Source organism: Nocardia mikamii NBRC 108933, from assembly GCF_001613505.1.
Taxonomy (GTDB): Bacteria; Actinomycetota; Actinomycetes; order Mycobacteriales; family Mycobacteriaceae; genus Nocardia; species Nocardia mikamii.
On sequence record NZ_BDCM01000022.1, the window covers coordinates 1 to 25493 of the forward strand.

Annotated in this window: 24 protein-coding genes; 16 read left to right on the plus strand and 8 right to left on the minus strand. The window is 67.9% G+C overall.

Going from position 1 to position 25493, the window contains the following annotated elements; genetic code table 11:
- The coding region (locus NMI01S_RS29120; protein ID WP_157126429.1) for an NsdA family TPR-like regulatory protein at positions 1-881 on the minus strand (881 nt) is incomplete at its 3' end.
- A 245-nt stretch (positions 882-1126) separates the two neighbouring features.
- Here NMI01S_RS29120 and NMI01S_RS35150 point away from each other — a divergent pair.
- Genes NMI01S_RS35150 through NMI01S_RS29140 form a run of 4 tightly spaced genes read left to right on the plus strand, consistent with a single transcriptional unit; the run spans position 1127 to position 4243 of the window.
- The gene (locus tag NMI01S_RS35150; RefSeq protein WP_157126430.1) at positions 1127-1465 is read left to right on the plus strand and encodes a hypothetical protein; all 339 of its coding nucleotides are present in this window, start codon (positions 1127-1129) and stop codon (positions 1463-1465) included.
- Positions 1466-1467: 2 nt separating this feature from the next.
- Positions 1468-2550, plus strand: a complete 1083-nt coding sequence (locus tag NMI01S_RS29130; RefSeq protein WP_084513385.1) for a Gfo/Idh/MocA family protein — start codon at positions 1468-1470, stop codon at positions 2548-2550.
- Positions 2547-3800, plus strand: a complete 1254-nt coding sequence (locus NMI01S_RS29135; protein ID WP_063001921.1) for a DegT/DnrJ/EryC1/StrS family aminotransferase — start codon at positions 2547-2549, stop codon at positions 3798-3800. The genes NMI01S_RS29130 and NMI01S_RS29135 overlap by 4 nt, the downstream gene beginning before the upstream one ends.
- A gap of 5 nt (positions 3801-3805) precedes the next feature.
- A complete protein-coding gene (locus NMI01S_RS29140; protein ID WP_218021148.1) occupies positions 3806-4243 on the plus strand; it encodes an NUDIX domain-containing protein in 438 nt (145 codons plus the stop codon).
- A gap of 260 nt (positions 4244-4503) precedes the next feature.
- Here NMI01S_RS29140 and NMI01S_RS29145 read toward each other — a convergent pair whose 3' ends face one another.
- Complete coding sequence (locus NMI01S_RS29145; RefSeq protein WP_063001923.1) at positions 4504-5244, minus strand: enoyl-CoA hydratase/isomerase family protein; 741 nt, start codon at positions 5242-5244, stop codon at positions 4504-4506.
- A gap of 111 nt (positions 5245-5355) precedes the next feature.
- Between NMI01S_RS29145 and NMI01S_RS29150 the strand changes: the two genes are divergently transcribed.
- The 10 genes from NMI01S_RS29150 (at position 5356) to NMI01S_RS29200 (ending at position 18002) form a co-directional block, all read left to right on the plus strand.
- Positions 5356-6909 carry an AMP-binding protein gene (locus NMI01S_RS29150; RefSeq protein ID WP_063001924.1) on the plus strand — a complete coding sequence of 518 codons (1554 nt, stop codon included), beginning with the start codon at positions 5356-5358 and terminating at the stop codon, positions 6907-6909.
- 35 nt (positions 6910-6944) lie between these two features.
- Entirely contained in the window at positions 6945-8126 is a 1182-nt protein-coding gene (locus tag NMI01S_RS29155) for an amidohydrolase family protein (RefSeq protein WP_063001925.1), read from the plus strand.
- A gap of 40 nt (positions 8127-8166) precedes the next feature.
- Positions 8167-9594 carry a FadD3 family acyl-CoA ligase gene (locus tag NMI01S_RS29160; RefSeq protein WP_063001926.1) on the plus strand — a complete coding sequence of 476 codons (1428 nt, stop codon included), beginning with the start codon at positions 8167-8169 and terminating at the stop codon, positions 9592-9594.
- Between the two features lie 158 nt (positions 9595-9752).
- On the plus strand, positions 9753-10811 hold the full coding sequence (locus tag NMI01S_RS29165; RefSeq protein ID WP_063002088.1) for an enoyl-CoA hydratase/isomerase family protein: 1059 nt from the start codon (positions 9753-9755) through the stop codon (positions 10809-10811).
- A gap of 166 nt (positions 10812-10977) precedes the next feature.
- On the plus strand, positions 10978-12177 hold the full coding sequence (locus NMI01S_RS29170) for a CoA transferase (RefSeq protein WP_063001927.1): 1200 nt from the start codon (positions 10978-10980) through the stop codon (positions 12175-12177).
- Positions 12171-13556, plus strand: coding sequence for an amidohydrolase family protein (locus tag NMI01S_RS29175; RefSeq protein WP_063001928.1), 1386 nt, complete (start codon positions 12171-12173; stop codon positions 13554-13556). The genes NMI01S_RS29170 and NMI01S_RS29175 overlap by 7 nt, the downstream gene beginning before the upstream one ends.
- A 308-nt stretch (positions 13557-13864) precedes the next feature.
- Positions 13865-15115 (plus strand): amidohydrolase family protein, encoded by a 1251-nt coding sequence (locus tag NMI01S_RS29185; RefSeq protein ID WP_063001930.1) that lies wholly within the window; start codon positions 13865-13867, stop codon positions 15113-15115.
- Between the two features lie 47 nt (positions 15116-15162).
- Positions 15163-15465, plus strand: a complete 303-nt coding sequence (locus NMI01S_RS29190) for an EthD domain-containing protein (RefSeq protein ID WP_063001931.1) — start codon at positions 15163-15165, stop codon at positions 15463-15465.
- Positions 15466-15621: 156 nt separating this feature from the next.
- On the plus strand, positions 15622-16755 hold the full coding sequence (locus tag NMI01S_RS29195; RefSeq protein ID WP_063001932.1) for an acyl-CoA dehydrogenase family protein: 1134 nt from the start codon (positions 15622-15624) through the stop codon (positions 16753-16755).
- On the plus strand, positions 16752-18002 hold the full coding sequence (locus NMI01S_RS29200; RefSeq protein WP_063001933.1) for an acyl-CoA dehydrogenase family protein: 1251 nt from the start codon (positions 16752-16754) through the stop codon (positions 18000-18002). Before NMI01S_RS29195 ends, NMI01S_RS29200 begins: the two co-directional genes overlap by 4 nt.
- On the opposite strand, the gene NMI01S_RS34490 is transcribed toward NMI01S_RS29200, so the two are convergent.
- Positions 17981-18148, minus strand: coding sequence for a LysR family transcriptional regulator (locus NMI01S_RS34490; protein ID WP_439956312.1), 168 nt, complete (start codon positions 18146-18148; stop codon positions 17981-17983). The genes NMI01S_RS29200 and NMI01S_RS34490 overlap by 22 nt on opposite strands.
- Positions 18145-18750: a TetR/AcrR family transcriptional regulator gene (locus NMI01S_RS29205; RefSeq protein WP_063001934.1), complete on the minus strand. Its 606-nt coding sequence runs from the start codon at positions 18748-18750 to the stop codon at positions 18145-18147. Before NMI01S_RS29205 ends, NMI01S_RS34490 begins: the two co-directional genes overlap by 4 nt.
- 92 nt (positions 18751-18842) lie before the next feature.
- On the opposite strand from NMI01S_RS29205, the gene NMI01S_RS29210 reads away from it, so the two are divergent.
- Together NMI01S_RS29210 and NMI01S_RS29215 are read left to right on the plus strand one after the other, a co-directional pair.
- Positions 18843-19772 (plus strand): NmrA/HSCARG family protein, encoded by a 930-nt coding sequence (locus tag NMI01S_RS29210; protein ID WP_063001935.1) that lies wholly within the window; start codon positions 18843-18845, stop codon positions 19770-19772.
- A 71-nt stretch (positions 19773-19843) separates the two neighbouring features.
- Complete coding sequence (locus NMI01S_RS29215) at positions 19844-20455, plus strand: NUDIX hydrolase (RefSeq protein WP_063001936.1); 612 nt, start codon at positions 19844-19846, stop codon at positions 20453-20455.
- Between the two features lie 57 nt (positions 20456-20512).
- Here the strand turns inward: NMI01S_RS29215 and NMI01S_RS29220 are convergent, their stop codons facing one another.
- The 4 genes from NMI01S_RS29220 to NMI01S_RS29235 form a co-directional block, all read right to left on the minus strand.
- The gene (locus tag NMI01S_RS29220) at positions 20513-22444 is read right to left on the minus strand and encodes a M3 family metallopeptidase (RefSeq protein WP_063001937.1); all 1932 of its coding nucleotides are present in this window, start codon (positions 22442-22444) and stop codon (positions 20513-20515) included.
- 71 nt (positions 22445-22515) lie between these two features.
- Positions 22516-23421, minus strand: coding sequence for a hypothetical protein (locus tag NMI01S_RS29225; RefSeq protein WP_063001938.1), 906 nt, complete (start codon positions 23419-23421; stop codon positions 22516-22518).
- 278 nt (positions 23422-23699) lie between these two features.
- Positions 23700-24155, minus strand: coding sequence for an HIT family protein (locus NMI01S_RS29230; RefSeq protein WP_218021150.1), 456 nt, complete (start codon positions 24153-24155; stop codon positions 23700-23702).
- Between the two features lie 44 nt (positions 24156-24199).
- A complete protein-coding gene (locus NMI01S_RS29235; RefSeq protein WP_218021151.1) occupies positions 24200-25402 on the minus strand; it encodes an epoxide hydrolase family protein in 1203 nt (400 codons plus the stop codon).
- Positions 25403-25493 lie beyond the last annotated feature (91 nt).

Genomic DNA, 25493 nt, shown 5'->3' on the forward strand with positions numbered 1-25493 from the left:
CCTAGATGTTCGGCTTCGTCGTAGTAGCACATCCAGGGCCTGTCGAACTCAGGCGTTCGAGCGGCGAAATATTCGTCCGCGCGCGAGACCTCGGACAGTGCTTCATCCGTGCGGCCGAGCGTCGACAGAATTTGCGCGCGCATGGTGCCCAGCATGGCACGGGTGGTGTACGCGAGACGGTCAGATCGGACCTGCGCCAGTTCGATAAGCGACAAGGCACCGTCGGCGTTGCCGATGTACGCCGTCTTGCGGGCCATGTCGGCCAAGGTCGCCGCCCGGAGTTCCCACGACCCGGCCGCGTCTGCGCACCACAGGGCGAAGCGGAACTGCCGTTCGGCCGCGGTGTGATCGGCGATGTCGAATGCGGAGTATGCGCTGATACCGGCTAGGTTGCCGATCGCCTCGAGCAGAGCTTGGCGGGCCGCCGGGGCTGCGACGCCGTGGAGTAGAGGAGTGAGGGCACGCAGGTGCCGGGTCGCGGTATCGGCCGCCGGGCCGCCCCCACGAACGTTCTCCAGAGACGCCGCGCTGCGGGCGATCTCTCGAACCTTCTCGACGTCGGACCATCCCACCCGCACCGCACTTCCCGGTACGGGCAGGTAATCGTCCGGGATGGTCTCCAGATCGAATGGGCTCATCAGATCAACCGCGAGAACATCGCGGTGGGCGGCGACCTGGTTCCGCCGCCTGTCGGCGACGAATCCGAGCTCCGCCGCGGTGGCACCGAGTACCGCGCAGAGCGCGGTGCGGTAGTCCTTGCCGGGCCACCGCACCGCGCCACGTTCATAGCGGGCGATCGTGTGGGCGTCTATCTCTCGCCGCAATCCCTGGCTGCGCCACAGAAAGGAGTTGACCGCCTCGGCCAATTCCCGGCGGCTCATCGAACGCCTTGGGACAGACGGCGAGGCGGTGGCTTCCCGGCGCTGCTGCAGTTTGAGATTCGGACTCGGCATACGGCCCCCCTTCGGTCGACTGATCCAAGACAACCACTGCGCCGTCGATCGCGGAACCGCTCGCCGCAATCTGCCCGGCAATCTGCCCTCTGGGAATCCTTGCTTGCGAGCGACGCTGGGTGCATTCATCAATCCGATTCGCAGCGGATTTCCGTTGAAAGGAAAGAAGAACAGTGAAACCACTTCTGTACGGCTATCTACGGTTGGATGTAGCCGGTGAGCGCATCGGCGAGTGCGAGAGACGTATCCGGTCGTTCGCACACCGTGAAGAATACGACCTGGGCATGGTGTTTCACGAACGCCGCTGGGGCAGAGCAGCGTTGGATGCGCTTATCGCCGAGTTGCGGCGCGCTGAATGTCGCCATGTCGTCGTGCCGACTGTCGACCATCTGACCGTGCCTGAAGCCGTGAGGCAAGCAGCGGAGGCGAGGTTGTGGTGTGAGGCCGGGGCAGGGGTACTCATCGCCGCGGCGGCGACAGGCATCGGTCAGTTGGATAGGGCAGGTCGATGAAGATGCTCGGTTACGGTCGCCGGTACGAAAGTCCGCCCAGACCGAAGACCACTGATCTGTGCGGCCAGCCCAGTCACACCGCGTTCTCGCCCACGAGGCTACGTGCGGGAGTTGTCGGATTGGGCGCGCAGGCGCGCGACGATCACATTCCTGGGATATTGGCGTGTGCTACGGCAGATCTGGTTGCAGTCTGCGACGACGTTCCGGAAATTGCGCGAGAACAACAATACCTGCAGAAGGTCCCGGGGTATACCGATGCGGGTGCGATGATGCGATCTGAGGACCTGGACATTGTCGTGGTGTGTGTACCGCACGCGGCCGGTCGAAGTGTCATCGAGGCGGCCGCAGCGAACCGCGTGCACGTGCTGAAGGAAAAGCCCTTCGCCACAACGCTTTCCGAAGCTCGCGATTTGGCGCAGCTGTGCGATGAGGCTGGTATCGAATTGATGGTTACCCTGCAGCGCAGGTTCAACCCGATCTATGCCAGCTTCCCGCAACTGGCGGACCGTGTGGGAACGCCTTTCGTCGTCGACGCTCGCTACACGATCCATGTCGACGATCCTTCCGAAGGCTGGCGAGGAGATGTCGCTGCTGCCGGCGGCGGATGCGTCATCGACATGGGCTACCACTTGATCGACCTGGTGCTGTGGTACTTCGGCCTGCCTGATCTCGTCACTGCAGACTTATCGGTCGCGGCTCGCCTCGATCGGCATTACGACGCCGAGGACACCGCCATGATCCACTTCTCCTACGACAGCGGCCTCTACGGGTCGATGCTGCTGTCACGGTTCATCGGTCCGAAGACAGAAGAACTACGTCTGGTTGGCTCCGGGGGAATCGTTCACCTCGAACGCGGGCGAGTCAGCCGCCTGACCAACGACGGCACACCCGTCGAATCCCTTGTCCGGGAACAGGCATGGCCCTCGGCGGCCGCGACGCAGATCGACTATTTCCAGCGGGTTGTTGCCGGCGAGCGTCCGAATCTCAGTGGGCCTCGCGAACACCTCGCGCACATGCGGTTCATTACCGCGTGCTACGAGGCGGCGCGCACCAGAATTCCAGTCAACCCGAAGGACATCCGATGAACCCAACTCTGGCGATACTCGGCGGCGCCCCCGTCATCGACGATCAGAGTCCACATTTCCAGTGGCCGCCCCTCGATGACGCAACGCGGAAATCGGTTCTTTCTCAGCTGGACTGCTCCATCTCCATCTACGACCGCTCCGGCGTCATCGCGAAACTTGAAGACATGCTTGCTGAATACTTCGGGGTGCGATACGCGGTATCGACAAGCTCGGGGACAGCGGCGCTGTACTCCATGTACGCGGCATGCGGGATCGCTCCCGGTGATGAAGTAATCGTTCCCGCCTACACCTTCTTCGCCACCGCCACACCACTGCTGCACCTCGGAGCCGTCCCTATTCTGGCGGACTGCGACGACATGGGAAACCTCGATCCGCGCGAACTTCCGCGACAGATCACTGAGAAGACGAAAGCCATTGCCGTCACACACATGTGGGGTATGCCAGCGCAGATTCGCAGTATCCTTGGCCTCGCCGAAACCTACGGGCTGTCTGTACTCGAAGACGGCTCCCACGCTCACGGCGCGACCGTCAGCGGGCGGAAGGTCGGTGCATTCGGTCGCGCCGCGGCGTTCAGTATGAACGGGCCCAAACCTCTATCTGCCGGGGAAGGTGGATTCGTGCTCACCGACGACGAGCATCTGTACTATCGACTGCTCCTGCACGGTCAGTACAACAAAAGATGCCGGACCGAGATACCCGAACACCACTCTTTACACCGCTACGCGGTGACTGGGATGGGCCTCAAACACCGCATCCACCCTTTGGCTGCCGCGATCGCTCTCGACCAGCTGTCGCGCCTCGATGACTATCTCCTGGGCCGCCAACGGATCGCCACCCACATCTGCAACCGGCTCGAAGAAGTACCGGGAATCGCTGTACCCCAACCTGGTGCAGATGTCCGGTCGGCCTGGTACGGGCTTGCCCTTCACTATCGTGCGGAGGAACTCGACGGTCTTCCGATCGAACAGTTCCACCGGGCGGTACTCGCCGAGGGATGCCGTGAGATCGATCGTCCAGGTTCGACCTGTCCGCTCAACCTGCTGGAGCTTTTTCAAAACCCTGGTCCACTCTTCCCTGGATACGGCGGCGAATTCTCCTACAGGCCCGGTGAATTCCCGAACGCGGAACGAATCCATCAGAACACCGTGAAGCTGCCCGTCTGGCACCGAGAGCAGGACCTGCCCGTGGTGGACGACTACATCGACGCGATTACCAAGGTAGCCCAGCACGCCTGCCACCTGAGAGGATGACCACCGTGACCAACCTCATCGAGGACCTCATCACTACCGCCGAACGAGACGGAGTCGTGCAGCTGGTCGTCGGCGCAGTCATCCAACGCGAGGACCGTGTACTGCTACTCCGCCGCCCCGGTGATGACTTCATGGGCGGTATTTGGGAACTGCCCAGTGGGAAGGTCGAACCGGGCGAAAACCTTGGCGACGCTCTTACCCGGGAGGTCGCCGAAGAGACCGGCCTGACCATGACAGCGATAGGCCGCTACCTCGATTCGTTCGACTACACCTCGGCAAGCGGAAAACCCAGCCGCCAGTTCAATTTCGCGGTCGACTGCGTCGCGTCCGACCCCGTTCGGCTCACAGAACACGATGCCTACACCTGGGCTGCCCTGACCGAGGAACTACCGGTCACTGAGGCCGTCAAGAAGACCCTGGCCACCGTCGTCGCGGGTGGGTGAGGCTGCACGCCGACCGCTCCGGCCGGGGTCGACGTATCCAAAGCCGTTGCCACAAAAGGGGACTCGGAGTTCATGACGAAGGCATGTTCACTTTCGCGCTACCGGAGATCCGGCGCCTGCTCGCTCATCTGGTCTTCCATCACAGACGCCCCGCCGATCACATCCAGCATGACCGAGCTGGCGCCGCCGACAACACCAAGCCCGACTCGGCCACTACCGCGCCGACGAGGACGACCACTCACCTGACCGCCGTTTCGGCCCTAACTCCGCGTCGTCGCGCCGTTGGCAGAACCGCGGTTCAGCACCCGATCCGCGGCTTCCCAGTGCGCATCCGAAACCCACAGCCGGGCAAAGGATTCCACTGCCTCCGAGGGTGTAACGCCGGACACCACCCGCTTGATCGGCGCCGATGCCGGATGCGCCAGCCCGGCGGCCAGGGCGCGCCACTCCTGCTCGAAATCCGCTCGCGGCACCACCCGGTCGATGAGGCCGTACCACTCGGCTTCCGCGGCGGACAGCACGGTGCCCGTTCCGGCCAGCAGCAGGGCACGGCTGCGCCCGACCAAGAGGGTGAGCCGTTCGGCCCCGCCCCAGGCCGGCATGATCGCCAGCGCCACTTGATTGAACCCGATGGTGATGTCGTCGGCGGCGATCCGGATATCGGCCGCCACCGCGAATTCCGCGCCGCCGCCGAGGGCGTGACCGTTGAGCGCCGCGATCACCGGCGCCGGGAACGCGGCCAGCCGATCGCAGATGCCGCGCATCCGCCATGCCATCCGGGCCGCACCTTCCTCGGTGCGAATCGCGGCCAGCTGCTTGAGATCTCCGCCGGAGACGAACGCGCGCTCTCCCGCACCGCGCACGACCAGCACCCGGGCTCCGGCCGCGGCGTCGATCGCGGCGTCGAGCTGGTCCATCGTCTCCGGTGCGATGGCATTGCGCGCCTGCGGACGGTTGATGGTCAGTACCGCGATCCCGCCGTCCACTTCGAGGTCGACCATCCTACGTTCTCCATTCTGGATATGTTGCTTCTCCGAATCTGAGAATATCATCTCCGTATTCGGGTCCGGACACCCGGCCTTCCCCACGTCGTCGGGCATTGGAGCTGAGCCATGCGAAAGATCCCGCAGCAGTTGGTCGATCGGTACGAGGCGCGCGGATGGTGGACGCGCGAATCCCTGGGGGAGATGCTGGCGCGGGGCCTGGCCGGGGCACCCGAGGTCCCGTTCCGGGTGCATTCCCAGCTGCGTCCCTGGTCGGGCACGGTGCGTGAGGTCGAGCACATCGCCCGCCGGCTCGCTGCCGGATTGCGCCGCCGCGGTGTGGGCCCGGGCGATGTGGTCGCCTTCCAGCTCCCCAACTGGATGGAGGCCGCGGCCACGTTCTGGGCCGCCTCGTTCCTCGGGGCCACCCTGGTGCCGATCGTGCACTTCTACGGCCGCAAGGAACTCGGTTACATCCTCGACGCCGTGCGCCCGAAGGTGTTCGTCACCGCGGAACGCTTCGGCGCCATGGCATTTCAGCCCGATCTGTGCGATCAGGTGCCGATCGTCGGCGTGGTGGGGCGCGACTTCGACACCCTGCTCGACAACGCGCCGATGCCCGGAATCGTCACGGTCGCACCGGACTCCCCCGCGCTGATCGCCTTCACCTCCGGCACCACCCGCGACCCGAAGGGCGTGGTCCACAGCCATCGCACCCTCGGCTTCGAAACGCGCCAGCTCAGTGCGCATTACCCGCCCGACCTGGGCGCCCAGCTCACCGCCGCACCGGTCGGGCATTTCATCGGCATGGTCAACGCCCTGCTCATCCCGGTGCTCGACGGAACGGAGATCAACCTGGTCGACGTATGGGATCCCGGCCGGATCCTGGCGCTGATGTCGGATGTCGGCGCCACCGTGGCGGGCGGTGTGCCCTACTACCTGACCAGCCTGCTCGATCATCCGTCGTTCACCGACGCGCATCTGCGGCAGATGAAATACGCGGGGCTGGGCGGAAGTTCGGTGCCGGCCGCGGTGACCACCCGCCTCACCGATCTCGGCATCATCGCCTACCGCGCCTACGGCAGTACCGAACATCCGTCCATCACCGGCTCCGACTGCACCGATCCGCAGGACAAGCGCCTCTACACCGACGGCTGCCCGCTACCCGGCGTGGAGATCCGGCTGTCCGACGACGGTGAGATCTACAGTCGCGGACCGGATCTGTGCCTGGGTTACACCGATCCGGAACTGACCGCCGCCGCATTCGACGACGAGGGCTGGTACCGCACCGGCGATGTCGGCCACCTCGATGAGGACGGCTATCTCACCATCACCGACCGCACCACCGACCTGATCATCCGGGGCGGCGAGAACATCAGCGCGGTCGAGGTCGAAGACGTTCTGCATCGCATGCCCGCGGTCGCCGAAGCGGTGGTCGTCGCCGCACCCGATGCGCGACTCGTAGAACATGCCGCCGCGGTGGTGCGGGTGCGGCCCGGCGGCACCCCTCCGACGCTGGCCGACGTGCGGGCGCATCTGGCAGCGGCCGGGCTGGCCAAGCAGAAGTGGCCCGAGGAACTGCACGTCGTCGACGACTTTCCCCGCACTCCGAGCGGCAAGGTCCAGAAGTACCGCGTGCGGGCCGCCGTCGCCGGGCAGGCCGTTGCCACGCGCAAAAACTGAGAATATGATTCTCATAACGAACTAAGGAGACTCTTATGACGAAGATCGAGCTGCCGTATCAGCTCTTCGACGCCGATAACCACCTGTACGAAACCAAAGAGGCCCTCACCCGGTACCTGCCGAAGGAATTCGAGGGCGCCATCCAGTACGTGGAACTGGGCGGCCGCACCAAGATCGCGGTTCTCGGCCAGATCAGCGAGTACATCCCCAACCCCACCTTCGAGGTGGTCGCGCGGCCCGGCGCGATGGAGGAGTACTTCAAGAACGGCAATCCCGAGGGTAAGAGCCGCCGGGAGATCTTCGGTAAGCCGATGCGTTCGATTCCCGCGTTCCACGAGCCGGGCCCGCGCCTCGAGCTCATGAACGAACTCCAGCTCGACCGCACGCTGATGTTCCCGACGCTGGCCAGCCTCATCGAGGAGCGCATGCGCCATCACCCCGATCTCATTCACGCCGTGGTGCATTCGCTCAATCAGTGGCTGCTCGAGGAGTGGGGTTTCACCTACCAGGACCGCATCTTCACCGTGCCGGTGGTGAGCCTGCCGATCGTGGACAAGGCGATCGAGGAGCTCGACTGGTGTGTCGAACACGGCGCCAAGGCGATTCTGGTGCGCCCGGCGCCGGTTCCGGGTCTGCGCGGGCCGCGCTCGTTCGCCCTGCCGGAATTCGATCCGTTCTGGAAGCGCGTGGTCGAGCACGACGTCCTCGTCACGATGCACTCCTCCGACAGCGGCTATTCGCGGTTCAACGCCGAATGGGAGGGCAGCAGCCTGGAGATGCTGCCGTTCCAGACGAATACCTTCCGGATGACCACCGAATGGCGTCCGATCCAGGACGCCGTGGCGTCGTGGGTGTGCCACGGCGCGCTGTTCCGCCACCCCGAGCTGAAGGTGGCCGTCATCGAGAACGGCGCCTCCTGGCTGGCCCCGCTGCTCGAGAACCTGCACGACACCTACAAGAAGGCGCCGGAGGGCTTCGGTTTTCAGGATCCGGTCGAGGCGGTCAAGCGCAGCATCCACGTCAGCCCGTTCTGGGAAGAGGATCTGCAGGCCATCGCCGACCTGATCGGTGTGGAGAACGTGCTGTTCGGCTCGGACTACCCGCACCCCGAAGGCCTGGCCGAACCCGCCCGCTACATCAACGAGATCAAAGATATGCCGCTGGCCGATCAGGAGAAGATCATGGGTGGCAACCTGGCCAGGCTGCTGAAGGTATGAGCGGTGCGGCGCGCGGGCGGCATACCGCAGAGGACGCAGCATGAGCTGGGAAACCATCCCGCAGATGGTCGCCGCCTCCGCCGACCGCTTCGGTGACGCCGAGGCGGTCGTCGACGGCGACCTGCGGCTGAGCTACACCGAACTCGTCGACCGGGTGCGCCGCGCCGCGGGCGCTTTCGCGGAGGCCGGGGTCGGCAAGGGCGACCGGGTGGCGATCTGGGCGCCCAATTCCGCCGACTGGATCGTGGCCGCCTTCGGCCTGCTCACCGCGGGCGGGGTGCTCGTCCCGGTGAACACGCGCTTCCAGGCGGCCGAGGCGGCCGATGTGATCGGCCGCAGCGGCGCCAAGCTCCTGCTGGTCCAGCAGGGATTCCTCGGGCGCGAGCTCAGCGGGCCCGCGGGTGTGCCGGCGATCGACCTCGCCTCCGAATTCCTGTCCAGCGGTTCACCTTTCGAACGCGAGGTTGCCGGGACCGACATCTCCGACATCATCTACACCTCCGGGACCACCGGCCGCCCCAAGGGCGTGATGATGAACCATCGCCAGAATTTACGGCTCTACACCGAATGGTGTGAGCTGGCGGATCTGCGTGCGGGCGACCGCTATCTGGCGGTCAATCCGTTCTTCCACACCTTCGGCTACAAGGCCGGCGTGCTGGCGTCGTTCATCCGCGGGGCCACGATCCTGCCGGTACCGGTGTTCGATGTGGACCGCGTCTGCGAACTCGTTGCGCGCGAACGGATCACGATGCTGCCCGGTCCGCCCACCCTCTACCACTCGCTGCTGGAGGCGCGCGGACGCTACGACCTGTCGTCGCTGCGGTCCGCGGTCACCGGCGCGGCCGACATCCCGGTGGAGCTGATCCGCCGGGTGAAGACCGAACTGCCGTTCCGGTCGATCATGACCGGATACGGGCTGACCGAGGCGGGGACCGCGACCGCGTCGCGCCCGGGCGACACCTTCGAGCAGATCGCGACGACCGCCGGAACACCATGCGACGGCGTGGAAATCCGCATCGCCGCCGACAGCGAGGTGCTGCTGCGTGGCTACACCGTCATGCAGGGTTATCTCGACGATCCAGCGGCCACCGCGGAGGCGATCGACGCCGAGGGCTGGCTGCACACCGGCGATCTGGGCACCGTGGACGAGGGCGGCCGGTTGCGGATCATCGGACGGAAGAAGGACATGTTCATCGTCGGCGGCTTCAACGCCTACCCCGCCGAGATCGAGGGCCTTCTGCTGGGGCATCCGGCGGTCGTGCAGGCGGCGGTGATCGGTATCCCCGACGAGCGGTTGGGTCAGGTCGGCAAGGCGTTCGTCGTCACGCGGGCGCCGCTGACCGAGGCCGAGCTCATCGCTTGGAGTCGCGAGAACATGGCCGGGTACAAGGCGCCGCGCGCGGTGGTGTTCCTGGACGAATTACCCCTCAACGCGACCGGAAAGGTGATGAAAGACCAACTGCGGTAACACGTTCCACGCACGGAGCCCCCGGGATCCGGACGCCCCCGGGAGCCGGCGCGGGGCGCCGCAGCGCAAGCGCACGGGAATCGGGACGGCTGATGCGGTTCCCGTGTGCGAATCCGGTTGCCCGCGAATGCTCGCGGCCTCACAGAACGGCGGTGACGATGACCACCAGCGCTGGTGACACAGACCTGCGATTCGCCGACCTGAGCCTGGACCGCGACGGGAAACCACACCAGCCGCTCACGGTCGTCGACGTCGACGGACTACGGCACTCGAGTCGCGGCCACATCGCCGATGTCGCCGCCTCGATCGCCGCCGCAGCGGCACTCACCGTCGCCGTCGTCGGCGACACGGTCCCCGCCCGCTTGCATCCGATCCTCGATGCGGCGACCGTCGCGGTCAGCGAGTCCCCGCATCGCGATCGGCGCGTGGTCACCGTGACCGATCGCACCGCCGCGGTCGAGATACTCGCCGCGGCCGTCGATCACGCGCCCCGGGCGGCGCTGGCCTGCGGTCACCTGCTGCGTCGGACGCCCGCGCTGCCCACCCTCCCGGCGCTGGCCGCCGAAGCGGCGGTCTACTCGATGCTGCTGGGCGGCACGGAATTCCGCGCGTGGCTGGCCGCTCGCGGACCCGCCCGCGTTCCGGACGGCGAGTCCGGCGAACTGGTGCGGATCGACCGCTCGGGTGGCGAACTCGCCATCGTGCTGAATCGTCCGCGTCGCCGCAACGCGCTCAGCGCAGGCCTGCGCGAGGGATTGCTCGCGGCCGCACAGGTGGCCGAGGCCGACCCCACCATCACCTCCGTGCGCCTCGCGGGCGCGGGACCGGCCTTCTGCAGCGGCGGTGATCTCGACGAATTCGGTTGTGCGACAGACCCGGTGGCGGCCTATCTGGTGCGCCTGGACCGAGCGCCGTGGCGAGTGCTGGACCGCCTGTCCGCCCGGTTGCGCATCGACACCCACGGCGCCTGTGTCGGCGCGGGCGCCGAGATCGCCGCGTTCGGCGGCATCGTCACCGCGGCGCCGGGCACCTGGTTTCGCTTCCCGGAGGTCGGTATGGGTCTGGTCCCGGGTGCGGGAGGCACGGTGAGCGTGCCGCGCCGGATCGGGCGCTGGCGTGCCGCCTGGGCGATGCTCACCGGCGCCACCATCGACGTCGACACCGCCCTGCGCTGGGGTCTGGTGGATCGCATCGAGCCCACCGGCGGGCCGTCGTAGCGACGGCCGCGCACACCGCTCGCCGAGGAGGTCCGAGATGAATCACCCAGCCGCACAGTCCCCACCGGTCCCGCCGCCGCATCGGGTATCCCAATGCTGGCCGCCACGCGCGGCCGACACGCCCCCGTCCGGGTGCGAGGTCCGCGGTTGGGCGGCGTCGGGGGCCATGGACCTCACCGGTCCCGCGGGCGGGCCGCCCGACATCTCCCCCGCTCCCGCCTTCGCACGGCTGGGTGACGCTCTGGGCCTGCTCGCGCGCGCCACCGCCGCGCTGGGCCGTGCCGTCGTCCTGGCCCCCGGTCCGCTGCTCACCGCGCGCGCCGTCGACCACGGGTTCCGGCGCGCCGGCACGCGGTCGGCGGGCGGGTCCACCCGCCTGCTGCGCACCGCCGACGGCTGGTGCGCCCTGACGCTGTCCCGCGCCGACGATATCGCGGCCGTGCCCGCGATCATCGGCACCCATCGTGCCGACGACCACTGGAAATCGCTGGCGCAGTTCGCCGTTCACGTCACCGCGGCCGCTCTCGCCGACCGGGTCCAGCTGCTCGGCGTCCCGGCCGCCGCCCTTCCGCCGGCCGACGCGACGGCCGATCCGTGCACTCCGCCGTGGCGGCTGTCCCGGCTGGCGGCGCCGACGCCCCGGCGCGAACTGACCGGCCGGCTGGTGGTGGACCTGTCCTCGATGTGGGCGGGCCCGCTGTGCGCCCACATCCTCGGCCGCGCCGGGGCGCGGGTGATCAAAGTGGAGAGTCCGCACCGGCCCGACGGTGCGCGCGCGGATCACCACTTCTTCGACACGCTGCACGCCGGACACGAATTTCGCACGGTCGACTTCCGAACCGATTCCGGCCGAACGGAATTGGCGGCACTGCTGGCGGCCGCGGATATCGTGATCGAAGCGTCGCGGCCGCGCGCGCTGGCGCAACTGGGGCTCGGGCCCGACCGGCGCGGGCTGCGGCCCGGCCAGATCTGGGTCGGCCTCACCGGATACGGCCGGTCCGAGCCGATGCGGGTGGCTTTCGGCGACGACGCCGCCGTCGCCGGCGGGCTGGTCGGCACCGGACACGGCATGCCGGTGTTCTGTGCGGATGCGATCGGCGACCCGTTGTCGGGAATCGCCGCGGCGCTGGCGGTCTGCGCGGCCGCGCGAGCCGGGGGCGGAGTCCTGGCCGACGTCTCGATGCGCGCGGTCACGGCCGCCTTCGCCGCCGCGCCACCACGCTGCCCGGGCCCGCACCGGGTCTTCACTCACGACGGGCGCTGGCAGGTCCGGTGCGCGCACACCGCGACCACTCAGGCCATCCTGTCCCCGCGCTCCGCGCGGGCCCGCGCCGCCTCCCCATTTCCGGGTGGTATCGCATGCTGATCCGCAATGCCGTCGTCTTCGGTAGTGCCCACACCGATATCCGCTGCGAACGCGGCACCATCACCGAATGCGGGCGCGCCCTGCGGCCCCGGGCCGACGAGGAGGATATCGACGCACGCGGCCGGTGGCTGGTGCCGGGCCTGCACGACCACCACATCCATCTGCGCGCACTGGCCGCTCGCTCGGAGTCGATTCCGGTGGGGCCGGACCGGATTCGCGGGGCCCGTGCACTGGCCGACCGTTTGCGCGACGCCGCGCGCCGAACGCCGGGACACGCCTGGCTCCGGGCCGTGGACTACCACGACGACGTCGCCGGGGCCATCGACCGGTGGGCGCTGGACCGCATGGAGGTGGGCCGGCCGGTGCGGGTGCAGCATCGTTCCGGCGCGCTGTGGATCCTCGACTCCAGCGCCTGCGCCCTACTCGATGTCGACAACTGTCCGCTGCCGGGAGTGGAACGTGATTCGCGGGGCCGGGCCACGGGCCGGTTGTGGCGGATGGACACCTGGCTCGGCGACCGGCTCGGTTGCCTGGCGCCCGATCCGGCACCGATCTCGGCGGCGGCAGCGAGGCGGGGAATCACCGGATTCACCGATGCCACACCGGATCTCACTCGTCCCGAGGTCGGCACTCTCGCCGCCGCCGTGCTGGACGGGCGCATCGTGCAACGTGTCTACTGCATGGCCGAGCCCGACATCGAGGATCCGCACGTCGAGCGATTCCGTCTGGGCCCCACCAAAATTCTGCTCGACGACACCGCCCTGCCCGACCTCGACGATTTCGTCGTGCGGCTGCGCCGGCTGCACGGTGCGGGCCGGGCCGCGGCGGTGCACTGTGTCACGCGGGTGCAGCTGATTCTGACCATGGCCGCCTTCGACCTGGCGGGCGTGGTGCCCGGCGACCGCATCGAACACGGCGCCGTCGTGCCGGCCGAGGTGCTGACCTGGTTGCGCCGCAACGGCATTCCGGTGATCACCCAGCCGCATTTCCTGATCGAGCGCGCCGCCCAGTACGCGCGCGAGGTCCCCGTCGAGGACCGGCCCGATCTGTGGCGGCTCGGTTCGCTACTCGCCGCGGGCGTCGGGGTGGCGGCGGGCACCGACGCGCCGTTCGGCGATCCGGATCCGTGGGCGGTGGTGCGCGCCGCCACCGATCGCGGGCTCGGCCGCGCGGCCGCCGAGGCGCTGTCGCCGGCCACCGCGCTGTCGTTGTTCTTCGGCACCGCCGCCGGGCCGCACATTCCCCGCACGCTCGCCCCGGGCCACAACGCCGACCTGACGTTGCTCCAGGTCCCGCCCGCCGAACTCGGCGATGCGCTCGACTCGCCGCCCGTGGCCGCCACGATCGTCGCCGGGCAGGTCGTCTACCGCGCGCCCTAGCACGAGGAGCGTGCGCTACCGCCGGCGCCCACGTCGATGCGCCCGGCCGCGGGATCGGAGCCGTCCGGAGGGGCGGCTCGGATCGCGCCGCGGCGGTCGAGGGCGTGGTCGACCAGGTGCCAGGAGTCGGGACGTGCGCCGCCGATCGACAGTTCGGGCCCATCGCCGAAGTTTGCCGTACCAGCGCCGAATCGGGTGTATCGTCCCAGACGAATCGGAGAGTATGATTCTCCATAACAGAGATTGCGCATCTCCTCCTTCGCCCGCCGCAGTGGGCCGCCGCCGTCCGCACCAGCACGAGGAACCTCATGAATACCGATGACATGATCCTGGTCAGCATCGACGACCATGTGGTCGAGCCGGCCGACATGTTCGACCGGCATACGCCGACGAAGTACGCCGAGTACGTGCCGCGACTGCTCACCAACGACCAGGGCATCGATCAGTGGACCTATCGCGGCCGGCCGGTCGGTGTCACCGGCCTGAACGCGGTCGTCGGCTGGCCCAAGGAGGAATGGGACAAGAATCCCACCCGCTACGCCGAGATGCGGCCGGGCGTCTACGACATTCACGACCGGGTGCGGGACATGAACGCCAACGGGGTGTTCGCCTCGATGTGCTTCCCGACCTTCGCCGGCTTCAGCGCGGGCCACCTGAGCCAGTTCAAGGACGAGATCACCGTCGCGATGATCCAGGCCTACAACAACTGGCACATCGACGAGTGGTGCGCCACCTACCCGGGCCGGTTCATCCCGAATGCCATTCTGCCGCTGTGGGATCCGCAACTGGCGGTGGCGGAGATCGAGCGGGTGGCCGCCAAGGGATTTCACGGCGTCACCATGTCGGAGATCCCGCACGTGGAGGGCCACCCCTCCTATCACGACATCGAGCACTGGGGTCCGGTGTTCGCGGCGCTCGCCGACACCGGGCTGGTGATGAACCTGCACATCGGCCCCGGTTTCGGTGCCCTGCGCATGGCCCCGGACGCGCCGATCGACAATCTGATGGTGCTGGCGCCCAGCGTGTCCCAGATCGCGATCCAGGATCTGCTGTGGGGTCCGGCGTTGCGCAGCTATCCGGGACTGAAGGTGGCGCTGTCCGAAGGCGGCATCGGCTGGATCCCGTATTTCCTCGACCGCTCGGACCGCCACTACACCAACCAGAAGTGGCTGCGCCGCGACTTCGGCGGCAAGATGCCCTCGGACGTGTTCCGCGAGCACGTCATGGCCTGCTACGTCACCGACAAGACCTCGTTGAAGCTGCGCCACGACATCGGCATCGACATCATCGCGTGGGAATGCGACTACCCGCATTCGGATTCGCTGTGGCCCGACGCCCCGGAATTCGTCCTGGCCGAACTCGAGGCCGCGGGCGCCGACGACGCCGATATCGACAAGATCACCTGGCAGAACGCCTGCCGCTTCCTGAACTGGGACCCGTTCGCGCACATCCCGCGTGAGCAGGCGACCGTCGGCGCGCTGCGCGCCCAGGCCGCCGATGTCGACCTCACCGTCCGGCCGCGCAAGGAATGGGCCGAACTGTACGCCCAGCGCGCGTGAGCGCACGAATCCGGTTGTCCCCCAGCTCTTATCGTTAGGTCCACACCATGCAGATGCTGGTCTTCTCCACCCCGCGCGAGGGGATGGACGACGAATACAACACCTGGTACACCGAGGTGCACATTCCCGAACTGCTGCGGATCGAGGGCATCCGCTCGTGTTCGCGCTATCGGGCCCCGCAGCTCGAGGGGCAGGGCGCCACCCACCGGTATCTCGCGGTCTACGAGATCGACGGCGACGCCGAGGCGGTCTTCGAACAGTTGCGCGCCAACTCGGCCGAGGGCAGATCCACCCTCAGCCCCGCGATCGATCCGAGGGCCACCCAGATCACATTCTGGGAACCGCTGTAGAAACTCCGGTCGCCACCCCGGGGTGTCGACCGGCCACCACTCCCATCGGCGGCGCGCCGGCCTCTCGACGCCGCCGATGGGTGCCCCGCCTCCCGCGAACTCGATATCCGCACACCTCACCGGGTTCGCGGGAGGCCCTGCGTAAGGACCACATTCGTGACTGCCGCTCCCACCGCCGACCAACGACTGTTGCGGACCACCACCCGCGACTTCCTCGCCGCCACCGTGCCCGTGGACACGGTGCGCCGCCTCGCCGACTCCCCCGGCGGCTTCGACCGGGACTGGTGGCGGCGCGGCGCCGAACTGGGCTGGACCGCACCGCTGGTCCCCGAACGGCTCGGCGGCGGGGCGGTATCGGGCACTCCGATGGCCGACCTGGCGCTGATCGCCGAGGAATTCGGGCGCGCCTGCGCGCCGGGGCCGCTGCTGGCGGTGAATACCGCACTGGCCGGATTGCTCCGCAGCACAGGCGATGTCGAGACGGTGATCACAGACGTCGTCGCTGGAGCCGCGATCGCGACCTGGGCCCACTACGAACCCGGAGCCGGTCTGCGCTTCGCTCCGTTCGAGACCGCGGCCACGCCGGACGGTGCCGGATTCCGGCTGTCCGGGGCGAAGGATCGCGTCGAATACGGCGCTCGAGCCGATCTGCTGGTCGTCGACGCCCAGGGGCCCGAGGGCCCGGTGCAACTACTCGTCGCCACGGACGCCCCCGGTGTCACGGTCACCCCGGTCTGGACGCTGGACGTCGTGCGCCGCACGGCCACGGTCGTTTTCGACGACGTCTCCGTCGCCGCGGACGCCGTCGTGCACCGCGATCCCGAAGCCGCCGCGGCCGCCGCCGAGGAGCAGCTGCTCGTCGCCGCCACACTGAGCGCCGCGGAAATGGCCGGAGCAGCGCAGCGGACCTTCGAGGCCACGGTGCGGTGGATGTTCGACCGCTACACTTTCGGCCGTCCGCTCGCCTCCTACCAGGCGCTCAAACATCGAGCCGCCGATATCGCCACCACACTCGAGGCGTGTCGGGCCACCTCCTGGGCCGCGGCCGCGAGCTTCGGCGACGACACCGCGAACACCGCCGAGGCCGTCAGCGTCGCGAAATCCTTCATCGGTGCCACGGCCGGTGAGATCGTGCAGGAATGCGTGCAGATCCACGGCGGGCTCGGCGTCACCTGGGAACACGATCTGCACCTGTATCTGCGCCGGGTCACGCTCGGCCGGGCCCTCTACGGCACCCCGGCCGAACACCGGCGCCGGCTCACCGATCTGCTGGAGACGATCCCCGCATGAGCACCACCGAATCCGTCACTGCCGCAACCGAATCGGTCGACAGCTTCCGTGACCGCGCCCGGCGCTGGTTGCGGGACACGTTGCCGCCCGCGCCGCCGGTCCGCTCGGGCGAGCAGAAGTCACCACAGGTGTGGGCCCGTGCACGCGAACTGCAACGCATCCTCCACGACGGCGGCTTCGCCGGCATCTGCTTTCCCGTCGAATACGGCGGACTGGGGTTGAGCCCGGCCCATCAGCGGGCCTTCACCGAGGAGTCGCGCCCGTACGAGATGCCGCTGGCTCTCAACATTCCGACCCTGACCATCTGCGCCGCAACACTTCTCGACATGGGCAGCGAGGAGCAGAAGCGCACCCACATCGCCGCGGCGCTGCGCGGTGCGGAGTTGCTGGTGCAGTTCCTGTCCGAACCGCGCGGCGGATCCGATCTGGCCGGGCTCACCACTCGAGCCGATCGTGACGGCGACGACTGGGTGCTCAACGGTTCCAAGATCTGGAGTTCGGGCGCCTACGCCGCCGATTACGCGCTGTGCCTGGCGCGTACCGACTGGCAGGTGCCCAAACACGCCGGGCTGACGATGTTCCTGGTGCCGGTGAACACCCCCGGATTGACCATTCGCCGGATCACTCAGGTCGACGGATCCACCGAATTCTGCCAGGAGTTCTTCGACGACGTGCGGATCCCGGCCGATGCCGTCGTCGGCGAGGTCGACGGCGGCTGGGCGGTGGCGAGCCGGCTGCTGCAGCACGAACGCAGCGCCGTCGGCGGCGGCTCACCCTATGCCAGCGGAGTCGGCCGGCACAGCGGCCGCGACGTGCGCGGCCTGCTCGACATCGCCCGCCGCACCGGGCAATTCGCCGACGCCCGCGTCCGGGAGGATATCGGCGAGGCGCACGCGATGAATCTGGTCCACGACCAGCTCATCGCCCACGTCGGCGCCCGTATCGCCGCCGGCGAGCTGCCGCCCGCGGCCGGTTCGATCGTGCGCCTGTTCAGCGCCCGCAACTCGTGGTTGCAAGCCGACGCCGCCGTGCGCATCGCCGGCGCCGCCGCCGCGACCGGCGGCGCCGACGGCGAACCCGGCCTCGGCCGAGCCGGCCAGGAGTACCTCTACCGCCAGGCCTGGAGCCTCGCGGGCGGCAGCACCGAGATGGCCCGCAACATCATCAGCGAACGGGTGCTGGGCATGCCTCGCGAGTACGCCGCCGACCGGGACGTCCCGTTCGATCAGGTGCGGCGGGGACGGTAGTCGAACAGCGTCACGCCGAGCTCGCGCTCCACGGTGCGGATCTGCTGCGACATCGACGGCTGCGCGAGGTGCAGTCGTTCCGCCGCGGCAGTGACCGAGCCCTCCTCGGCGACGGCGAGGGCGTATTCGAATTGCCGCAGGCTCATCGTTTCCCTGCCCGCACCAGGGAGGCGTCTGCCGAGGCCCGCTGCGGGCTCAAGCCCGCGACGACCAACCCGAACAGCCGGTCCGCCTGTGCGGCGGGGTCGGCGCCGTGTTCGGTCGCCAGCGCGATCCCCACGATCAGGGTGATCAGGTCCGCCACCGTGAACGTGGTCGCGACCGCGCCCTCCCGCGCGGCGCGGCGCAGCAACGGCTCGCCCGCCTCTTCCAGCGCGGCCCCACAGCTGTTGTCGTGCACCGGATCCGATCCGGCGCTGTCGTAGGACAACGCGGCCGCCAGCCCGCGCGCGCCGACACAGTAGGCGACGACTTCGCGCAACCACTCCAGCAGTGCGCCGCGACTGTCCTGCGCGTCGGCGAGTTCGTACGCGCGGGCACACAGCGCGTCGATCCGGGTGCGCGACACCGCTTCCAGCAGCGCGCGACGAGTCGGAAAGTGCCGCCGCACCGTCGCCGACCCGACTCCCGCCACGCGCGCGATCTGCTCGAGCGACGCCCCGGGCCCGTGCGCCGCGACTTCTTTCTCGGCTACGGCCAGCACCAGCGCGTAGTTGCGGCGAGCATCAGCACGTCGGCGTTCGGGCATCGCGTCACCTCCCGGGTTGCTAAACGGCGGGCCCCGCCATATCGTAGCCGAAACAGAAACGGCGGACCCCGCCGTTTAGCGAGAGGCACACCATGTCCACAGCTTCGGCACCCGTCCTGGTCACCGGCGCCACCGGCCGGCAGGGCGGCGCCACCGCCCGCGCGCTACTCGCGGCGGGCGTCCGCGTCCGCGCCCTGGTACGCGACCGAAACACCAACCGCGCCAAGGAAGTCGAATCACTGGGAGCCGAGCTGGTCACCGGCGATCTGCACGACCGCGAGTCGGTGATCCGCGCGGCCGACGGCGCCCGCGCGGTGTTCTCCGTGCAGATGCCCGCCCTCACCGACGCCGGCTTCGATTTCGACGGCGAGGTCACCCAAGGCGTCACTCTGATCGACGGCGCACGGATCGCGGGGGTCGATCAGTTCGTGCACACCTCGGTGACCGGAGCCGGTCAGCACACCGGCGTTCCCGGCTGGGCCGCCGGCCGGTGGGCCGTCGAGGACTCCCTGACGGCCAAGGCCACAATTCAGGATGCGTTGCGCGCGGCCGGATTTCCGCGCTGGACCTTACTGAAGCCGGGCACATTCATGGAGAACTTCCTGCCGTCCATGCGGTACATGTTTCCCCGCGGTGTCGACGGCGGTCTGGTGAGCGTCCTGGCACCGGAGACCCGGCTGTCGCTGGTCGCGGTCGACGACATCGGCCGTGCGGCGGCGGCGGCGATCACCGAGCCCGAACGATTCGACCGCGTCGAGCTCGAGCTGGCGAGCGATTATCTATCGATGACCGAGATCGCCGCCACCCTGTCCCGCGTGCTCGGCATCCCGTTGGAGGCTCCGAACATGACGGTGGCACAGGCGGTCGCCGCCGGCATGCCGCCCATGGGCGCCGCACTCGAATGGCTGAACGTGGCCGGCCAGCCCGGCCGACCCGCCTACGCCACCGCCCTCGGCATCCCCCTCACCAGCTTCGAGCAGTGGGCGCGCACGCACCTGCGCACCGAGTCCGCGAAGGGGTAGTCCCGCGCATCGGTTGCCGTCCGTGCGGGGCGGGCGGATCATGCCGGGGCCGGTACTGCCACCATCGAGGTATGAGTGTGCAGGATTTCCGGGAACTCGCCGCGGCCCGCTTGCGCGAGTTCGAGTGTCGAACGGTCGCCGACGTGCCCGGGATGCGACGTGCGAGCGTTGTGCTGTGTGTGCTGGAACACGATGGGCAGCCGTGCGTGGTCGTGATCAAACGCGCCTATCGGGGACGCAACGCAGGGCAATGGGCATTGCCCGGGGGCCGGGTCGACGGCGACGAGACGGCGGTCGCGGCGGGATTACGCGAACTGCACGAGGAGATCGGCCTGGTCGCCCCGCCGACGAGTGTCCTGGGCAGGCTCGACGACTTCCCGGCAGCGTCCGGTTTCGCGATCACCCCCCTCGTCGTCGCGCTCGACGATCCCGGCGCCCTCTATCCCAACGACGACGAGGTACACGCCGTGCATTTCGTGCGGCTCGACCGGCTCGCGGCCGACGATGTGCCGCACTGGGTCGACCGGCCGGACGGCTCCCGGCTGCTGCAGCTCAGGATCGGCGACTCGATGACGATCCACGCACCGACCGGCGCCATCCTGCTGCAATTCCGCGATGTCGTGCTTCTCGGCCGCGAAACCCGGGTGGCGGATCTGCTGCAACCCGACTGGACGCACAGCTAGGACCGACCGCCGCCGAGTCACCGACGTGCTGCGGCCGGGCCCTCGCGTAAATCCCGGTTACGCCGGCGTATGCGGGGTGGGCGCCCGGTCCAGCCAGGCCGCGAACGCGTCGAAGGTGAACGGGCGGCCGAGGAACTCGGCCACCGAATCGCCCGCGTCCCGGGAACCACCCGGCGCGAGGATGCTGTCGCGATAGCGTTGCGCCACAACGGAATCGAAGAGATCGCCGGCGTCGAACACGGAGAACAGATCCTTCGCGATCACCAGACTCCACAGGTAGGTGTAGTACGCCGAGGTATAGCCGGCCAGATGCCCGAACGACGCTTGGAAATGGGTCCGCGGCACCTCGGCTATGCCGCTGTGCCGTGTCACGGCATCGATGACGACCGGGTCGTGGTCGGCGGGCCGGTCCTGGTGCAGCAGATACGAGATCTCGGTGTAGCCGACCTGCGTGAGGACCGAAATGCCCTTACCGAATTCCTTCGCGGCCCGCATGCGCTGCACCAGTTCGGCCGGGATGGGGGCACCGGTCTCGTCGACGGCGAAGGTGGCGAGAATGGTTGCGTCCCAGGCCCATTCCTCCAGCATCTGCGACGGGGCCTCGACGAAATCCCATTCCGTGGCGACACCGGAGAAGCGCGCCCAGTTCTGATGCCCGCCCACGACGTGGTGGATCAGATGCCCGAATTCGTGGAACAGCGTGACGACGTGCTGGTGTTCCATCAATCCGCGAGAGAAGTTGCACACCAGCACGCCCTCGGGCAGGAGCTTGCCGGCGACGCCGCCGACGAGGTCGAATTGCGCGGCGTGCTTGTATTTGCCCTCGCGGGGGTGCAGGTCCAGATAGATCCGCCCGCGTCGTTCACCGTCGGCGTAGACGTCGTAGACGGCGACGTCCTCGTGCCAGCGCGGTACCTCCACGGGCCGGTACTCCAGTCCGAAGAGGCGGCCGGTGACCTCGAGCAAGCCCGCCCGCACACGCGGGAAATCGAAATACCGGCGCACCTCGCGGGCGTCGACGTCGTACTGTTCGCGGCGCACGAGTTCGGTGTAATAGCCGACTTCGGATCGGTCGATGCCGGTCGCGGTGGGCTCGTCCGCGCGGCGGCGGGCCAGCAGCGTCTCGAGGTCGCGCCGGCCCGCGGCCTCGGCGGCGCTCGCGATGCGCTCGATGAATTCGGCGATGGCGTGGCCGCTGCCGATCATCTTCACATCGGCGTCGTAATCGGGCCAGCTGTCGAAGCCGAGCAGCCGGGCCTTCTCGGCCCGAAGATCCAGGATCTCGTGCAGCACAGCGTCGTTGGCGGGCCATCCGCGGCTTTCGAACTCCACGGTGAGGGCGCGACGGGCATCGGCATCGCGGGCGTAGGTGCGAAACGGCAGATAGTCCGGATAGTCGGTGGTGACCGTGACGAGCCCGTCCGCCGCGGGCGGATGCGCGGCGACGAAATCCGCGGGCAGTCCGTCGAGTGTGTCGGGTGCGACCCGGATCGAACGGACGTCTTCACGGATGGCCCGGCCGAATTCCTGTTCGAGCACGGTGAGCCGCTCGGAGATCTCCCGCAGCCGATCCCGGGTTCCCTCGTCGCGGTCCACACCGCTGCGCCGGAAATCGCGCAGGACGTGCTCGCGCATCCGCGCCGACACCTCGTCCAGGTTCGAGGAGTCGGTGGCGGCGACGACGTCGTAGAGGGCGCGGTCGAGATCTCGCTCGATCCTGGCTCGATCGATGTCTTGTACCAGTTCCTCGGCCAGGCGGCGCACCTCGGAATCGGGGTGGACTTCGGCGAACAGGTGCGCGGCCGAATCGGCGCCGCGCAGCGCGATATCGGCGTCGTTCCACAATCCGAGCACAGCCGCGGTGTCGCCCGGGGTAGCGGCCTTCAACTGCTCGACCGTGTCCGCCGCCGTCCGCAGCCGGTCGCGGACGTGATCGCCGAGCCAGTCCGGCCACCCGGACGCGGGCAGTGCAAGCGGTTCGCTACTCATGCCCCGACTCTAACCGCGGCCGGGATTCGTGGTCCGCGGGGAATCACCACGTGCCGAACCGCGTTCGCGAATCACCGGAAATAGGAGGCGTATTCCGCGAACGGTACCTGCCCGGTGGGGCTCGCCTCGACGGCGTCGACCACGGGTCCCGGGATGGGCGCCCAGTAAGCGGGCATCGCGGCCGCCAGCGAGGGCTTCAAAATGTAGATCAACGCGAAGTTCACGATCCACAGCGGCGGCGCCATCGACATGCCGACCACGGTGCTCACATTTCCCTCGGTATTGGTGACAAGCTGGGCCGCGCCCGAAATCTGTTGCGCCACAAATCCATAGGCGGCCTGCACCGTATAGGCCGACCGGTACAGCGCGACCAGACTCCGAGTCGCACCGTTGTCCCGCAACCAGTTACCCACATACCCTCCGGGCGCGATCAAGGTGTTCACCTGCCGCGTCGGCGCATCCGCGTTGGCCGGGCTCTCCAACATGCCGCTCGGGTTCACATACAGCCCGTAGCTGCCCAGAGTCGAGGGCGTGCGTTGCCCCGCGACATCGGAATAGATCGGGCGGCCGACCGTATTGGTGAGGATGTCGACGCACGCGTTGATCACATCCGCCGCGTCACGGTCACCGCCGACGCCCCCACCGGAGCTGAGGTCCTGATACTGCTGATCGGTCAACGCATCCGCGCGGTCCAGCCCGATCTGCGCGGCGACCCGATCCGCCGCCGCCTCACCGAGCGGCTGATTCAACTGATCCGTACTCACCATCTGCGTCGGCGCCACCTGCTCATATCCCGGCGCACCGGAGAAGGGAATAGCGAACCCGGTGCCGGCAGCGGTTGCCACAGGTTCGCCCGCCGCCGTCTGAGCCACCCCCAGCGTAGCGATGCAGAGCCCGATCAGTACCGCCACCACACTGATTCCACGGCTCCTCGATCCCCGTCGGCGCCCGAGCCGCGCCAACCCGATGCGGTGCATACGTCAACCTCTCCGAATCATCGTGCGAGGTAACACAAGGTAGTGCACCAGTCAAACGCCACGCCCGACGCCGTGTCAAGGGCCCGGCGGATGGCCGGCCCCGACCAGTCTGCGGTGTTGCGGCTCATCAGTGCCGATCGAGAACGGTACCGGCACCTATGCGGGTGCTGCTGGATTGCCGGCGTACTGGTTCGAGAGCGGAGCCGGCCACACTTTCGGACGACCCATCGCAGTGATTTCTCTCAGTGTCACCAGGATTGATTCACCGGGCCGGAAGACTACTTCTGCTCGTACCCCCGCACGAAATGTGCGGAAAGACGTTCGCACAGCACGGTCAGGGCGGATTGCCCGATGCGCGGGCCGCCGTCCCACGAGTCGATGTCGAACCAGTTCACGACATCGGGCGTACCTTCAGGGCGAACGAATACATGCTGATGAAAGTGGGCGACACTACGGCCGGTGATTGCAGAGAAGACGAACTCAGGAGCAAGCTCGGTCCGCAGCGCGTAGGCGGACCGACGGACCGCCCACCCGACAGCGGCACCTTCATCGTCGGTCATATCGGCCAAAGTTGGTACATGACGCCTGGTTTCGATGAACAGGTAGCCGGGCATCGGTGCACCCTCCGACAGCGGACGGTGTGTCACGACCACCAGATCGCCGGCATGGATCACCGGACCGACCAGGCGGCCGACACCACGGTGCTTATTGCAAATCAGACATTCACTCCCCACTCCCCGACTGTACCCGGCAAGCCACGACGTCTTGCCAGGCACGTTCACCGCTGGGCGGCCAGTACTGCGGCGAGGCCTTCTCGCAGGTCGTCGACGAAATATTCGGGAACTTCCAGCGAGGGGAAATGTCCTCCGAATTCGGGTGCGTTCCATCGGACGATCTGGCGGTACCGCTTTTCCGCCCAAGGGCGCGGGGACTTTTCGATGTCGTGGGGATACATGGTGATTGCGGAGGGGACGTCGACGCGGAGGTCGGGGTCGAGCGAGTTGTGGCTTTCGTAGTAGATACGGGCTGCGGATGCGCCGGTGCGTGTCAGCCAGTACAGGGTGACGTCGTCGAGAATGCGGTCTCTGGAGATCGTTTCGAACGGGCTGTCTTCGGTGTCGCTCCATTCGGCGAATTTGTCGAGGATCCAGGCGAGGAGTCCGACCGGTGAGTCGACGAGCGAGTAGCCGATGGTCTGCGGCCGGGTGGCCTGCTGTTTCGCGTATGCGGCGCGGTGGCGCCAGAAATGACGGGTTTCCTCGGCCCACTGGCGTTCGGTCGCGGTCAGACCGTCCGTTGGCATCCCGGGCGGCGCTTCCGCGAACAGCGAGTGGATGCCAAGAACGTGTTCCGGGAACCTACCGCCGAGAACCGTGGTGATGTTGCCGCCCCAGTCGCCGCCGTGGGCCAGGAACTTCCGGTAGCCGAGCCCTTCCATCAGTTCCACCCATGCGGCCGCGATCTTTTCGGTGCCCCACCCGGTGGTGGCCGGCTTATCGCTGTACCCGAAGCCCGGTAGCGATGGGACCACGATGTGGAACGCGGGCGCGGCCGCGTCTTTCGGATCCGCCAATTCGTCTGCTACATCGATGAATTCGGCGATGCTGCCCGGCCAACCGTGCGTCAGGATCAGAGGAGTGGCATCCGCCCGTGCGGATCGCCGATGCAGGAAGTGGATTCCCAGGCCTTCGATTGTGGTGCGGTACTGGCCGATTCGATCGAGGCGCTCTTCGAATGACCGCCAGTCGTACTCGGTGCGCCAGTAGTTCACGACATCGACGAGGTCCGCAAGAGGAACGCCCTGTGCCCATCGCTGAGGGCCGGGCGCGGCGCCGGAGACCGTCTCGGCCTCCGGTAGCCGAGCGGCGGCCAATCGAGCTCGCAGGTCGTCGAGGTCGGCGTCGGTTGCGCGGGCTTCAAATGGTTGTACGTCGATGGAATCGGACGTGGACATCGGATCGAGGTGGCCGAGTGCGGACATGAGACCTCCTGGTCATCGCGGAACCGGCTACCGCCTGTAGCGAACCGGCTAAGACGGTTCTAACACGACGGCGGGACAGGCCGCAACCAGC

What these genes read in the sequence shown, in the direction of transcription:
- NMI01S_RS29130 (WP_084513385.1), top strand. Translation starts at nt 1,468, where the DNA reads ATGCTCGGTTACGGTCGCCGGTACGAAAGTCCGCCCAGACCGAAGACC.
- NMI01S_RS29135 (WP_063001921.1), top strand. Translation starts at nt 2,547, where the DNA reads ATGAACCCAACTCTGGCGATACTCGGCGGCGCCCCCGTCATCGACGAT.
- NMI01S_RS29145 (WP_063001923.1), bottom strand. Translation starts at nt 5,244, where the DNA reads ATGGTCGACCTCGAAGTGGACGGCGGGATCGCGGTACTGACCATCAAC.
- NMI01S_RS29150 (WP_063001924.1), top strand. Translation starts at nt 5,356, where the DNA reads ATGCGAAAGATCCCGCAGCAGTTGGTCGATCGGTACGAGGCGCGCGGA.
- NMI01S_RS29155 (WP_063001925.1), top strand. Translation starts at nt 6,945, where the DNA reads ATGACGAAGATCGAGCTGCCGTATCAGCTCTTCGACGCCGATAACCAC.
- NMI01S_RS29160 (WP_063001926.1), top strand. Translation starts at nt 8,167, where the DNA reads ATGAGCTGGGAAACCATCCCGCAGATGGTCGCCGCCTCCGCCGACCGC.
- NMI01S_RS29165 (WP_063002088.1), top strand. Translation starts at nt 9,753, where the DNA reads ATGACCACCAGCGCTGGTGACACAGACCTGCGATTCGCCGACCTGAGC.
- NMI01S_RS29170 (WP_063001927.1), top strand. Translation starts at nt 10,978, where the DNA reads ATGGACCTCACCGGTCCCGCGGGCGGGCCGCCCGACATCTCCCCCGCT.
- NMI01S_RS29175 (WP_063001928.1), top strand. Translation starts at nt 12,171, where the DNA reads ATGCTGATCCGCAATGCCGTCGTCTTCGGTAGTGCCCACACCGATATC.
- NMI01S_RS29185 (WP_063001930.1), top strand. Translation starts at nt 13,865, where the DNA reads ATGAATACCGATGACATGATCCTGGTCAGCATCGACGACCATGTGGTC.
- NMI01S_RS29190 (WP_063001931.1), top strand. Translation starts at nt 15,163, where the DNA reads ATGCAGATGCTGGTCTTCTCCACCCCGCGCGAGGGGATGGACGACGAA.
- NMI01S_RS29200 (WP_063001933.1), top strand. Translation starts at nt 16,752, where the DNA reads ATGAGCACCACCGAATCCGTCACTGCCGCAACCGAATCGGTCGACAGC.
- NMI01S_RS34490 (WP_439956312.1), bottom strand. Translation starts at nt 18,148, where the DNA reads ATGAGCCTGCGGCAATTCGAATACGCCCTCGCCGTCGCCGAGGAGGGC.
- NMI01S_RS29205 (WP_063001934.1), bottom strand. Translation starts at nt 18,750, where the DNA reads ATGCCCGAACGCCGACGTGCTGATGCTCGCCGCAACTACGCGCTGGTG.
- NMI01S_RS29210 (WP_063001935.1), top strand. Translation starts at nt 18,843, where the DNA reads ATGTCCACAGCTTCGGCACCCGTCCTGGTCACCGGCGCCACCGGCCGG.
- NMI01S_RS29215 (WP_063001936.1), top strand. Translation starts at nt 19,844, where the DNA reads ATGAGTGTGCAGGATTTCCGGGAACTCGCCGCGGCCCGCTTGCGCGAG.
- NMI01S_RS29220 (WP_063001937.1), bottom strand. Translation starts at nt 22,444, where the DNA reads ATGAGTAGCGAACCGCTTGCACTGCCCGCGTCCGGGTGGCCGGACTGG.
- NMI01S_RS29225 (WP_063001938.1), bottom strand. Translation starts at nt 23,421, where the DNA reads ATGCACCGCATCGGGTTGGCGCGGCTCGGGCGCCGACGGGGATCGAGG.
- NMI01S_RS29235 (WP_218021151.1), bottom strand. Translation starts at nt 25,402, where the DNA reads ATGTCCGCACTCGGCCACCTCGATCCGATGTCCACGTCCGATTCCATC.